Source organism: Thalassospira sp., from assembly GCF_030690045.1.
Lineage (GTDB): Bacteria > Pseudomonadota > Alphaproteobacteria > Rhodospirillales > Thalassospiraceae > Thalassospira.
Genome location: NZ_JAUYHK010000014.1, coordinates 191,063 through 202,921 on the forward strand (window position 1 = coordinate 191,063; position 11,859 = coordinate 202,921).

12 protein-coding genes are annotated in these 11,859 nt (G+C 53.6%); 7 read left to right on the forward strand and 5 right to left on the reverse strand.

All coding sequences use genetic code 11. The features are described from left to right. Positions 1-14: 14 nt before the first annotated feature. Entirely contained in the window at positions 15-1,256 is a 1,242-nt protein-coding gene (locus Q8O73_RS11315; protein ID WP_305558266.1) for a helix-turn-helix domain-containing protein, read from the forward strand. A 108-nt stretch (positions 1,257-1,364) separates the two neighbouring features. Next, a complete protein-coding gene (locus Q8O73_RS11320) occupies positions 1,365-2,075 on the forward strand; it encodes an isoprenylcysteine carboxylmethyltransferase family protein (RefSeq protein ID WP_305558267.1) in 711 nt (236 codons plus the stop codon). On the opposite strand, the gene queE is transcribed toward Q8O73_RS11320, so the two are convergent. The 3 genes from queE to queC all read right to left on the reverse strand — a co-directional run bounded on the left by queE (position 2,076) and on the right by queC (position 4,093). Then, positions 2,076-2,849, reverse strand: coding sequence for a 7-carboxy-7-deazaguanine synthase QueE (queE, locus tag Q8O73_RS11325; RefSeq protein WP_305558268.1), 774 nt, complete (start codon positions 2,847-2,849; stop codon positions 2,076-2,078). It lies immediately after the preceding gene. Beyond that, positions 2,846-3,202 carry a 6-carboxytetrahydropterin synthase QueD gene (gene queD, locus Q8O73_RS11330; RefSeq protein ID WP_305558269.1) on the reverse strand — a complete coding sequence of 119 codons (357 nt, stop codon included), beginning with the start codon at positions 3,200-3,202 and terminating at the stop codon, positions 2,846-2,848. The genes queE and queD overlap by 4 nt, the downstream gene beginning before the upstream one ends. A 141-nt stretch (positions 3,203-3,343) precedes the next feature. After that, positions 3,344-4,093 carry a 7-cyano-7-deazaguanine synthase QueC gene (gene queC, locus Q8O73_RS11335; RefSeq protein ID WP_305558270.1) on the reverse strand — a complete coding sequence of 250 codons (750 nt, stop codon included), beginning with the start codon at positions 4,091-4,093 and terminating at the stop codon, positions 3,344-3,346. A gap of 194 nt (positions 4,094-4,287) precedes the next feature. Between queC and Q8O73_RS11340 the strand changes: the two genes are divergently transcribed. Continuing rightward, complete coding sequence (locus Q8O73_RS11340) at positions 4,288-4,692, forward strand: hypothetical protein (RefSeq protein ID WP_305558271.1); 405 nt, start codon at positions 4,288-4,290, stop codon at positions 4,690-4,692. 12 nt (positions 4,693-4,704) lie between these two features. Here Q8O73_RS11340 and Q8O73_RS11345 read toward each other — a convergent pair whose 3' ends face one another. Then, entirely contained in the window at positions 4,705-5,595 is an 891-nt protein-coding gene (locus Q8O73_RS11345; protein WP_305558272.1) for a class I SAM-dependent methyltransferase, read from the reverse strand. Between the two features lie 215 nt (positions 5,596-5,810). On the opposite strand from Q8O73_RS11345, the gene Q8O73_RS11350 reads away from it, so the two are divergent. From Q8O73_RS11350 to Q8O73_RS11360, 3 genes are read left to right on the forward strand one after another with little or no spacing between them, the layout of a single operon-like run. Next, positions 5,811-6,434: an HIT domain-containing protein gene (locus Q8O73_RS11350; protein WP_305558273.1), complete on the forward strand. Its 624-nt coding sequence runs from the start codon at positions 5,811-5,813 to the stop codon at positions 6,432-6,434. After that, positions 6,435-7,004, forward strand: a complete 570-nt coding sequence (locus Q8O73_RS11355; RefSeq protein ID WP_305558274.1) for a hypothetical protein — start codon at positions 6,435-6,437, stop codon at positions 7,002-7,004. It begins immediately after the preceding gene. After that, the gene (locus tag Q8O73_RS11360; protein WP_305558275.1) at positions 7,001-9,439 is read left to right on the forward strand and encodes a nucleoside triphosphate pyrophosphohydrolase; all 2,439 of its coding nucleotides are present in this window, start codon (positions 7,001-7,003) and stop codon (positions 9,437-9,439) included. Before Q8O73_RS11355 ends, Q8O73_RS11360 begins: the two co-directional genes overlap by 4 nt. Positions 9,440-9,535: 96 nt before the next feature. Here the strand turns inward: Q8O73_RS11360 and Q8O73_RS11365 are convergent, their stop codons facing one another. Continuing rightward, positions 9,536-9,775 (reverse strand): superoxide dismutase family protein, encoded by a 240-nt coding sequence (locus Q8O73_RS11365; RefSeq protein WP_305558276.1) that lies wholly within the window; start codon positions 9,773-9,775, stop codon positions 9,536-9,538. A 132-nt stretch (positions 9,776-9,907) separates the two neighbouring features. Between Q8O73_RS11365 and Q8O73_RS11370 the strand changes: the two genes are divergently transcribed. Beyond that, positions 9,908-11,386 (forward strand): hypothetical protein, encoded by a 1,479-nt coding sequence (locus Q8O73_RS11370; protein ID WP_305558277.1) that lies wholly within the window; start codon positions 9,908-9,910, stop codon positions 11,384-11,386. Positions 11,387-11,859: the final 473 nt, after the last annotated feature.

Genomic DNA, 11,859 nt, shown 5'->3' on the forward strand with positions numbered 1-11,859 from the left:
ACTGAGTTGGGAATATGGTGAACTACGTGGAAACAGTGATTGCCGTTTGTGCAATCATACAGGCGCTTTTTTTGTGCCTGTTGTTGCGGGGCGAGGGGGTGCGCGCCTTGCGGGCCAATCGCTGGATGATGGTTTTTGTCATCACCTCGGCCCTGAATATGAGCGAAGAAGTCATCGAAATCGTGGCGTTACCGCAGATGACCTATTACGCGGCGCTGTTTTTCCTGCCGGTCAATTTTACCATTGCCCCGGCCATTTATCTGTATTTCCGCGAAATTTCCGGCACGCCATCGCGGTATCAATGGCTGCATTTCCTGCCTGCGGCGATCATGTTCAATCTGGTGGCATGGGTTTTTGTCTATAACGGTGCCGGAATGCCCCATGGCGGGGTTCTGGTGCCGTGGGATGCCATGGGTTATCGCGCATTGCCGGGATTTTTCCCCTATGGGCTGGCCAAGGTGCAGGCGGCGGTCTATCTGGTGCTGATCTGGAAGGCCGGGTATCACTATTTCCGGCAAACCCAGGAACAGCTTGGCGCAGACCGTGCTGCCATGCGGGTCTGGGTGACGGCGATTGTCGGCAGCATTACCTTTATCTTTGCCACCCTTGTCGTCAGCAAATCCCTGTTTTCCGGCGAATTCACCGGGCTGAGCGTTCAGGCCTCCTTTCTGATCATGTTTCTGATCCTCAGCTATATCCTTGCCACCCGCCCGGTGCTGTTTGTCATGCCCCGCTGGCCCGAAGACGATGATGCAGAGGATGAGAACGATGACGACCTTGGGAACGTCGTTTTACCCGCCCCGGCAACAGGTCGCGGCCCCGAAGGCGCACCGCGTGCCCTGGTGGACGAGGATACGGCCGCCCTGGTCGTCCGGCGGTTGGGGGATGTGCGCCGGGCGGGGGATTTGTTGCTGGACCCGCTGGTATCGCTGCCCAAACTGGCGCGGGCGGTGGGGGTGTCGCCCAATCAGTTGTCTTATGTTCTGAACCACCATGTCGGGCAGAATTTCTTTGATTATGTCAATGGGGCGCGGATCGAAGAAGCCCGCGCCGTCCTGATTGCCGAACCGGACAGAACGATCCTCGATGTCGCGCTGAGCGTCGGGTTCAATTCCAAATCGACCTTCAATCTGGCCTTCAGGAAACTGACCGGTGAAACGCCCAGTACCTTGCGCCGCAAGGAAAGTGGCCAACTGGAAGACCCGTCCGAAAGCCGACCAGAAAACCAGATCGAAAACAGGCCAGAGGTGGCCTGACCGTCCGAACGGGTGCAGCCGGACGTCCGGGTTGCTCCAACCGGACGCCAACCGCCGTGCAACAGGCCAGTCTCCTGCAATTCCGATTCCCGATTGCAGGAGACCCGAATGACAAATCCGGAACCGCATGCCGTCCCTGAAATGACGGCCGCCAGTGTCGAGGACAGTGTCGCCGACAGTGTTCCCGACAGTATTCCCGCCATCCCGCCCAACAATCTGCAACAGGTTCACCGCCTGCGCAAATATGCGTTGCGGCTGGGGGGGGTGGCCCTGTTTGCGTTGATTGTGTTTACTCAGGCATACTGGCACCACAGCACCGCGATCCATGACATGATCCGGGCGGTCGGCTTTGTCGCCATTGCGATCTGCATTTTTGGCCGGGGCTGGTGCGCGCTTTATATTGGCGGGCGCAAAAAAACCGAACTGGTCACCACCGGGCCTTATTCGATCTGCCGCAATCCGCTTTATATGTTCAGTTTCATCGGGGCCTTTGGCGCCGGGGCGCAAAGCGGCAGCATCCTGATCGCCTGTGCCTGCCTTTTGGTTTGTGTCGGTGTGTTCCGGCCCGTGGTCTTGCTTGAGGAAAAAGTGCTGATGCAAACTTTCGGCAGGGCATACCGCGTCTATTGCAATACCGTCCCGCGATTTCGTCCGACATGGTATCGCTGGCGCGATGTTTCCGATATCACCTGCCGCCCGGCCCTGTTTGTGCGCACCGTGCGCGATGCCTGCTGGTTTGTGGTCGCCATTCCGCTGTGCGAGGCGGTAAAGATGGCGCAAGACAGCGGCTGGATCAAACCGCTGGTCACTCTGTTCTGATCACACCCCGCGCAGATTGCCCCAGACATGCACATGCCATTGCGGCAAAACCCGGATATCGAACCAGCCCTTTGCCGCCACCTGATCCACCAGCCAGCGATACCGTTCGGTCAGTCCGGCAATATCCACCCCGTTTGCGCCGTCCGGGTGCGGGTCCGCCGGCGTGGTATTGACCGGCTGCACACACACCGGAATGCCCGGATGCAAACGGCGGACATGATCGGCAAATTGCAAATCATAGCCATCGCGCACCGGAAATTTAAGGGTGATCGCCGGGCCGGTTAACAGCCCGCCTGCCTGCGCGCGGGCAATACAGGCCGCCAGCGCATCGGCATCAAACGGGGTTTGCGCGCTGGGCGGCTTGGGGCTGAGCGTCAGATAATCCAGATCGGCGAACCAGTCGCGGGCGATGCTGCCCTGGGTTTCAAGGGCAAAGGTAAAACCATCGGCCTTGCCCCGCGCAATCAATCCGCCCAGCGGCTGGATCGCCGGATTGCCGCCCGACAGCGTGATCAGGATCGGCTTGTCCTGCGACAGTTTTTTGACGGCGTTCAGAATATCGGGTGCCGTCATCGGGTGCCAGTCGGCGCGAAAGGCCGGATCGACGGCATACAGCGTATCGCACCATGAACAGCGAAAATCACAGCCGCCGGTGCGCACAAACACCGTCGGCACGCCGATCAGCGCACCTTCGCCCTGCACGGTCGGGCCGAAAATTTCGGAAATGCGGATGATATCGCCGGTGGTGTCGCGCGGATGGGATGGCATGTTCATGGCCGGTATTCCGCCCATGTTTTCGGGGTTTCCGAGACCCGCACCGCCGAAACCTCCGGCCAGCGGGCCTGCGCCCAGTCGCAAAAGAATTTGGCAAGTTTTTCGGCGGTGGGATGATCATGGCCCAGAACCTCGTTCAGGTGCCGGTGATCAAATTCATCGTCGATCAGGCGTTTAAGCGGCGACAATTCCCGGTAATCGCGGACAAAGCCACGATCATCCAGCGTCGCACCGCGCAATTCGACCTCGACAATATAATTATGCCCATGCAGGCGCGAACACGGATGATCGGCGGCAAGCCCCGCCAGTTGATGGCTGGCGGAAAAGGCGAATTGTTTGGTGATGGTAAACATCGTTGCTGCTTTCGATACGGCGCGCCCGTGCCCGCGATGCGGCGGAGGGCTTGCGGCCGGTTTGGTTCCAGAGTGCAAAATTCTCGTTGTGGCGATATGGACGCCCGCCTGCGCGGGAGGGGCGGAATGTGTATATCCCCGTCATGCCCGCGCAGGCGTGACGGAGGAGGGGGAGGAAGCCCCAAGGGTCCGCGCCATATGCTCCGCTCGGGCCTGTTTCCAGTAATCACGATCTGCATAAACCGTCGGATCGGGCACACGGGCAAGTTCCAGCGCCTCGCGCCGCTCGACACAGGTGCCGCACCGCCCGCAATGCACATCCCCGCCCTTGTAACACGACCATGTGCGGTCAATCGGCACGCCAAGCCGCCCGGCCTCATGCGCGATATCGGCCTTGGACACATTGACGAACGGCGTATAAAGCGCAACGTCGCGCACCCCTTCAAGGGCGTGGTTCTGCATGGTCTGGAACGATTTGATGAAACCGGGGCGGCAATCGGGATAGATAAAATGATCCCCGCCATGAACGGCGGTGGCAACTGCATCGGCCCCGGCCGAGGCCGCCGCCCCGAACGCAACCGCCAGCATGATGGCATTGCGGTTGGGCACCACGGTGATGCGCATGGTTTCCTGCGCATAATGGCCGTCGGGCACATCAATATCATCACTGGTCAGCGATGATCCGGTCAGAAGTGCGCCGACCGGGGTCAAATCAACAATATGATGTTTGACGCCAAGGTCGGATGCGGCACGTGCGGCGTAATCCAGTTCCTTTTTATGGCGCTGGCCATAATCGAACGAAATCAGGGAATGCAGATTATGCTCGGCCGCGACCTTATAGGCCAGCGTGACGGAATCCAGCCCGCCAGAGCAGACGACAATCGTCTTCATATGTCATGTCTTTCGTGTTTTTAACCTGGTGCTACGACAGGGGAGGGAACTACCCTACCAATGGCCGCGATGTGCCACGACTGACAGCTTATTACAAGTGAAATTGCGACAAGACTGATATTCATCTTGGTGTCATTGTGACACCCAAAATGCGAAGATATTTCTTCAGTGAGTTGAATTTGAGAGGGGATGGGATGTCGGAGAATAAGGGTTCTCATGGGAAGCTGCTTGATTTTTTGGATTTTGTATCAGACCCAAAAGATGGTGGGAAAAATATAAAATTAATATTTGATCACATTCGGAATTATTTAATCGCAGCATCAGTTATGGCTGCTGGTTTGTACATACTTAAGTATGGATCTAAATTTATTATACTTCCTTATGTTGGAATGGTAACGGGAATTTTACTTAGCATTTCAGGATTTACATTGTACGTTATGAATCTTGTGGTTGCATTAAAGATTCTTTCGAAAACAAATTTCTCTAAAAATAGGTATTTATCTTATACAATTTCTATTTTTATGTCGATGTCTCTATTAATTTCGGTTGGAGATTTAATATTCTCATTTGTTGATAAGTATATGTCTAGTTTAAATTGATTTTCATTTAAATTAAGCTGATATGAATTTTATCAGTGGTGTCTTCCCCGACACCACATGAAAACACATCGGCACCCGGAAATGCCCGTCTGCGATATGGGGGCGCAGGCGGTCAGACATTGCGGAGTGAATCGATTCAATCTGGCCCGGTGTGGCGCTGCGCATCACATGCCCAAACAGCATTTCCAGTTGCGGCACCCAGAATGCCGCCGTTTCGGGAATGCGCCCGACGGGGCGGTGGGTGGTGATGTCCACCCCGGCAAACCCGGCGCGTTCCAGCCGCGCACGGGCAAGGCCCGGATCGGCCAGCGCACAGATATCATGCCCGCAGGCATCAAACCCGGTGCCAAGGACACGGTCCAGCACATCTTCCATCGCGCCAAACAGCGGATTGTCGGCCATCGCCCCCCAAACCATAAATGCCGCCCGCCCACCGGGGCGTAAAACGCGCCGGGCCTCGCCAAGGGCGCGGTCGGGATCGGCGCAAAACATCACGCCAAACCGGCAGGAAACGGCATCAACCGCCCCTGCCCCAAACGGCAGCTTTTCCATATCCGCCGCCACCACCGACAGATTGCCAATCCCCCCGGCCTGTGCCCGCGCCCGCAACCCGGCACACATGCCCGGCACAATGTCGGATGCAATCACATGACCGTGCAGGGCGGCATCCTCCTCCCCGGCCAGCATCCGCGCAATGCCAAAGGCCGGTTCGCCAACCCCCGATGCCAGATCAAGCACCACCAAGGCCCGCCCGTCGGCGGCCCGCGCCAAAGCAGGCAGGTCGAGGGCGTCGATTAGATGCCGGTTGATCTTCTGTGCTGCGGGGGCGAGTTGATCCGCCCAGTTCAGCCAGTCGGGGGAGAGGTGGTGCCAAGAGCTAATTTTTTCGCAGGTAGTGTTCACGTGCATTGTTAACCGGGCTTGGTCTGGAAATTAACGACGTGCCGTTTATCAGGATTGTTCTCGGTATGGGATGCGGCGAGCTTTTGAGTATACTATTTATATGGATCCACGGGGCGATTATGATGTTAGAGTGGGGAATAGCAATCAGATTAGTATTTAAAACTTAACGAAATAGGTCTATTTTTAAGTGACTTCGCGACTAGAGGCAGAACGACATGCGCCGAGCTGATACAGGTTCGAAATTTTCTTGGTTATTTATGTCTGCGGATAAGCAGCATAAGCCAAGTTACGATATCGTCCTCTCGGAAACAGATAACTTCGTTGTCTTGCCCTCCTTGGGATCGCTCGTTGACGGGTGGATTCTCATTGTCCCTAAACGTCCCATGCCAAATTTAGCTGGATTGACGGAAGGTGAGCGGCGTGAGCTGGTTACCTTGCGCCAAAACTTGACCAAGAGGCTTGAACTTTTTTCGGAGAGTGTGTTCTCGTTTGAGCATGGAGGCAGATACGGTTCGGTGGTGAGCTGCTCCGTAGATCAAGCGCATTTGCATTTAGTTCCACTTCCTTTTGATTTGATCGCGACATCGATTTCAGAAACTGGTGTTGACTGGCAGCAAATACCGGAAGCTTATAAGCTTGATGAGACGATTACGAGCGGTCGTGAATATTTGTACTTAGCAAATTACGATACGGAGTTTGTTGGTTTTCCTGAGAAAAACACATCTCAGTGGTTTCGCAAAATTATTGCAAGAAACTTGGGATGTGCAAATAGATGGGACTATAAGAAGTTTCCAAGTTTGGATCGGCTTCACAAAACCGCTAAAGCGTTTGGTCAGTAGATGTCGCACGGGGAAGATCACCACGAGCTTGATGACGGCAGAAAAGTTGGAGAATGGAAAACCAGATTCTGCGCGGCGGCTTGGGTTCAAATCTCCATCGAACTCATTTATTTAATTACTTTATTATGCCTTGGCATTGCCGTGCTTGTTGATGGTGCGCTTTGGAGTGAGCCGAGTGGCATTGATCAGGCAGAGTTTATTGTTTCGAACCTGACAGGCTTAAGGTTGTCGGTGGACGGAGCAAATTGGGTCGCCTTGGCTATCGCCGGAATGATTGGTGGTATCGTATTTGACTTGAAATGGCTTTACCATTCGGTTGGTCGAGGGATATGGAATCAAGATAGGATTCTGTGGCGGTTAATTGTTCCTTTTAATTCGGCAATGGTATCTCTTTTTACAGGGTACTTGTTTGCATCCGGTGTTGTCCCATTTTTAAGAAATGAAGACTTTAGAGAAGTATATACTCTTTTAGGTTTTGGATTTGTTTTTGGTTATTTCTCCGATAATATACTCGCTTCTATGCAGAAGATTGCCCAAAAAATATTTGGGACTTTGAGTTCAGATAGTTGATAACTTCGTATCCAGAAGAAATAATTAAGGATTTAGCGCCCGAAATATCGGGCGGAAGTTTTTCTTTTTCAACATTTCAGAATGTTTCGAAAATTTTCGGAGCGAAAGCGGCCGGGTTAATACTGTTGCCATCAACATGGGTGCCTACATTCATTGTTGTTCCAGTCTCATTTTATGAGAAATGGAAAGAAAAACCAAACTGCCTTTCTGATCTTGTTAATGAGATTTTTGAGTGGGCAGAAAAATCCAATATTCCCAAGGTTATCATTCGATCAAGTGGTAGAAATGAAACTATTGCTGATCGAGGAAAATATACTTCAATTGAAGTTGGTGATGCGAAAGATATCAAGCAGTTAGAGGATGTTATTGCCGAGGTTTATCAGCGAGCTGAAAGCGTTGATAAAACTGATGCTCTTGGATTGATTGTTCAACAATATGTCAGGCCATCGCTAATTGGGCATCTTTCCAACGAGGTGCGGCACAGTCCAACGAGGAATCAGTGGAAATATGAAATTGAACATCCTTGGGCTCCGACTAAGGGTTTGAATTCAAAATTTTCCCCGTTGCCTGACCCCAAGGAAAAGCTTGCGAGTGGTAGTTCAGTTCCTCATCAGTTGCTTCGTGCTGTTGGTAACTGGGTGTGCAGTAATGTTGCCCCTAGATGTCATTTGGAATGGGTGTGTTCCGACGGCATTCTTTGGCTTGTGCAATTGGACATGGAGTGGAAAGAGCTTGATAACGGAATAGATCCGTCTACGGACCTTGCTGTTACAAGTGATTTTGTTCCAGAGCTTGAAAATACAAGCTTCTTGCGAAAATATGAAATTGGCTCTCATACGAAATGGAAGAAGCTAAAAAACCTTTCTGAGTTTGATTTTGAAGAGCAGCATTCTCAGCCAATAATTTTTCAGCTTTCGGGTACTGATGTTGTCCAAACATCTGGTGATCAGGAGAAAAGACTGGAATTGGTTCATGAAATCAAACGTGTAACTAATGATCGAGCAGTGGTGCGAACCGATTGTGGTAAGGAAGATTTCCGATCATTCAATTTGCCGAGAACAGATACTGTAACGGCAGAAGCTGCTGTGGATTGGTGTGAGAAAACGTTAAACGCTCTTCAAACGGAGGGCGTTGAACCATCTGATGTAATGTTTCTCATTCATGCATTTTTGCCGGCTCTAGCCTCAGCATGGGCTTATGCTCGCAAAGGTAGTCCAACCGTGATCGTTGATGCTTTGTGGGGATTGCCAGACGGAATGCAGGTTTTGCCTGTCGATACCTATGAAGTCGTTGTTCCTCAAGAAAAGATTATTGATACTCGATCAGTACATAAAACGCGGTTCTTGTCTGAGCGGGATGATGGGAATTGGGCGTATGTGAGTGTGCTTCGGAGCAAAGGGCGTTCTAAAGTTCTTAAGCCCAAAGATATTCTGGAAATCGCAAAGCGAACGCATCGGATCGCAGATAAGCTTGGTAGCGATGCACAAATTATGTGGTTCTGCGGGATTCCAGTTGGTTACGGTGTCGGAAGAAATTTGCCGTGGTTTCGTTCTCGTGAACAGTTTGATACAGCGCCTCGGGTGGATGCAAAATTTAAGGAAGTAGATGTTACCTGCTACGCAGATTTGGACAAGCTGACTGAAAGGCAAGCAACGATTAAATTGATGCCTGACGCAAATTTGATACGAGACGATGTTTTTCTAGAGAAAGTAATTGAGACAGCAAAGCAGCGCCGCCTTCCCGTCAAGCTAGAAGGTTCGATGCTTGCACACATCTATTATCGACTATGCGAAGCAGGTGTCGGTGTTGTGGTCGAAAACCGGGCCAAGTACAGTCGAAAACGTGGAAAAAGGGAATTTGGAAAAATCGTTCGGGATAAAATACCAACAAATATCGCTTATGGTGGCGAAGAGGTTGTCGAGGCAATTCTTGAAAGAGATGATGCTCTCCATGGATTGTCTGCAAAAGTCGTTGAAGAACTGGAAGAGTTTATCAATGCAGTTGGCGGCGAAGACAGGCTCGCAGAAATGGCAGACGTTTATGAAGTCGTGCGAGGGTTGGCTGCAAACGCCAATTTAGATTGGGACGAAGTAGAGGCAGCGGCGAAGCAAAAAAGAGAAAAGCGTGGTGGATTCTTGGATCGAAAGGTATTGATCGAGACCTCGTTAGCCCGTCCCGCTACTACAGACTCAGGCCAAGCTGTAGTTAGTCTGGATACATTAAGTAAACCGCAAAACACTAAAGATGGTTTTTCAGTTCCCCTCATGGCTATAATGAACTCAATCGGAAGAGCAAGTGTTAATTTATCTTCTTTGGGAGGATGTCTGAGTTTTTCTATGCAAATTAAAGATGGTAATCTAATAATTAAAAAGATTAGTTCAAGTGAGTCTGGGCCAGAGATTATACAAACTAACTTATTTGATAGTGAAAAATAGAATTTAATCTTTAAAATATATTGTATATATAGATATACATAGGGATTTTGATGTTTATATCCTGAATTTATTCTCAGTGAAGATCCTTTTATCTTTTTACTCAATCACCGCACAAGCAATCCGGTCCCCGGTATCCCCTGACGGCTGGGATTTATAATCGTCGGTGCCTGCCTGGATGACTGCGGCCTTGCCTGTGCCGACGGCAAAGCGCACGGCGGTGTTGAGAATCTGGGCGTAAAGTTTGCCCTTGCCATTGACATACTGGTTCATCCTGTCTCCCACCGACCGGGCGGTTCCGGCGCAAGGTTTCTTCGGCGCACGCCTCGATCTCGACACGTACCACCGGCGCGAACCCGACGGCTTTCAGTTCCAATCCCTTCATCCCCCTCACACATCCTCTACCCAAACGTCGTCAAACTATCCCTTTCGCGGCGCGGGTTTGCGCCGCCTGTTTTGACGGCGGTATAGATGATCAGGGAAAACCGGGTCCGCCGGGCGGGCTGGACAATATGGGTTGGGCCTTCGGCGCTGATTGCGCTGGTGTGTGTTTTGTATCTTTTCTTTGTCGTGGTTCTGTTCGCCGGTTTCACCGCCGATATTCAGCGCGAAATGATCAGTCGCGAGCTTGGCATCTCCTCGCCCGGGGCGTTGGAGCGGGTCGTGCTTCAGGGCATGCACGAGGCCGAATTGCGCGACGGGGTGCGCAATTTGCGTCAGAAAATCCGCGCCATCGATGCCGATACACTCAAAATCGTGCGACAGGGGCAGCTATTGCGGCGCGATGCGGTCGATGCATGGCGCACCGCCTTTGATCTTTATGCCGATATCGGCGAAATGGTCACGCGCGATGGGGCAAATTTCGATCCCGGTTTTCGCGAAAGTTACCTTGCCGCCATCCGCGCGGCCTATGATTTTCTTGCTTTCCCGCCCGCCGGGCCCGATGGCGGAGCAGACGGATCAGACGGCGCGGAAGGGTTCTATGACGAGGAGCCGCAAAATGGCATGGCGGCGGGCAATGTCGGGGCGCGTTCCATGTTGCGCGGGCAGGAAACGGCGCGCAACCGCGAAGGCGAACGCATCATGGCCGCCCTTCGCAATGCCATCTCCCAAAATGCCTTTTCCCCGGCGGCGGATATGGATTTTCGCAACGGCTTTACGGCAAGGGCAACCGAGGCCGAAGCCGCCACCATGCATTTTGCCGAAATCCGGGGCCGGGGGCAGGTCGAACAGATCAATCTTCTGACAGAGCGCGAACAGGCCGAAAAACTGCGCAGCAGCCTTGTGACCGAAATGGAAGACATGCAGCGCGAAATCGCCAGCCTTGCCGGATACGGCCCCGCCGCCGGAACCGCCGCCGGAACCGCCGCCGGTGTGGGCCATGATGGCCCGGCGGGGCACTGGTCGCTGGTGGCGCTGTTTCAACAGCCGGTCGGCAGTGTTCTGGCCTTTCTGATGCAGATGCCCGCCATCATGCTGACCCTGATGGTGACGGTGGCGGCGGGCGGGCTGGGGTCTGTGGTGTCGTTTATCCGGCGATATCGCCTGGCCTTGCCATCGGCGGGCAGGTCGCCGGGCACTGCGACCGTCGGATCGCCGCAATCCACCCCGCAATCCGCCCCGCAACCCACCCCTCAATCCACCGGCGATGCAATCATCGATACCTGCGGCAATCCGGCCGTCATCGGCAGGCTTCTGGTCATGGTCAGCGAGGGTGTCGCCGCCGCCATCGCCATTTTCCTGTTCACACAGGCCGGGATGCTGATGGTCACACAGGGCGGCGGATCGGAAAGCACGGGCAAGATCGATATCAGCCCGTTCCTGCTGACCTTCATGGCCTTTGTTTCCGGTTTCATGGCCGAGGATGCCTTTAACCGCATTCAGGATGCCGGGCGCAAACTTTTCCGTGCCCGCCATGATGGCGATCCCCCGCTTGCCGGCGGGTTATAGGCCGATGTGCCGATGCCGAGCCTATACCGGGCCAATAGCAGACCGATAACCGCCGACGGGCAGGATACGGGCCTGCGGCCTTCTGGTCCGGGCGCACAAAATCCTTGCGATGGGGCAAAGCCATGCCAGTCTCCCGCCAATGCCCTGCACACCCATGTCGGGCGGCCGCCAAACGGATTCCGGGCGGCCGAAGCCGGACCGGAGCCGGGTGGAGAGAGCCGGGCGGAAAGGCAGCAGGCGCAAATCGGGCGGGAGGTCCCGCATCCCGAAGCGCCGCACGCATCGGGTCCTTCGCCACCCCGGCACTGCCGGATGACACCGGGCACGATCCGGGCGCACGGCCACCACCAAGACGCAATTCGGGCGTCCTGACAAATGGCCGTGTTCACCGCCTGGGCGGATTGCCGCCGTAATGGCTTTTCCATCCGCCGGTCATGATCTTGCGGGGTCGTCCGCCGGTCTGTCTGCTGTTT

What these genes read in the sequence shown, in the direction of transcription:
- Q8O73_RS11315 (WP_305558266.1), top strand. Translation starts at nt 15, where the DNA reads ATGGTGAACTACGTGGAAACAGTGATTGCCGTTTGTGCAATCATACAG.
- Q8O73_RS11320 (WP_305558267.1), top strand. Translation starts at nt 1,365, where the DNA reads ATGACAAATCCGGAACCGCATGCCGTCCCTGAAATGACGGCCGCCAGT.
- queE (WP_305558268.1), bottom strand. Translation starts at nt 2,849, where the DNA reads ATGAACATGCCATCCCATCCGCGCGACACCACCGGCGATATCATCCGC.
- queD (WP_305558269.1), bottom strand. Translation starts at nt 3,202, where the DNA reads ATGTTTACCATCACCAAACAATTCGCCTTTTCCGCCAGCCATCAACTG.
- queC (WP_305558270.1), bottom strand. Translation starts at nt 4,093, where the DNA reads ATGAAGACGATTGTCGTCTGCTCTGGCGGGCTGGATTCCGTCACGCTG.
- Q8O73_RS11340 (WP_305558271.1), top strand. Translation starts at nt 4,288, where the DNA reads ATGTCGGAGAATAAGGGTTCTCATGGGAAGCTGCTTGATTTTTTGGAT.
- Q8O73_RS11350 (WP_305558273.1), top strand. Translation starts at nt 5,811, where the DNA reads ATGCGCCGAGCTGATACAGGTTCGAAATTTTCTTGGTTATTTATGTCT.
- Q8O73_RS11355 (WP_305558274.1), top strand. Translation starts at nt 6,435, where the DNA reads ATGTCGCACGGGGAAGATCACCACGAGCTTGATGACGGCAGAAAAGTT.
- Q8O73_RS11370 (WP_305558277.1), top strand. Translation starts at nt 9,908, where the DNA reads ATGATCAGGGAAAACCGGGTCCGCCGGGCGGGCTGGACAATATGGGTT.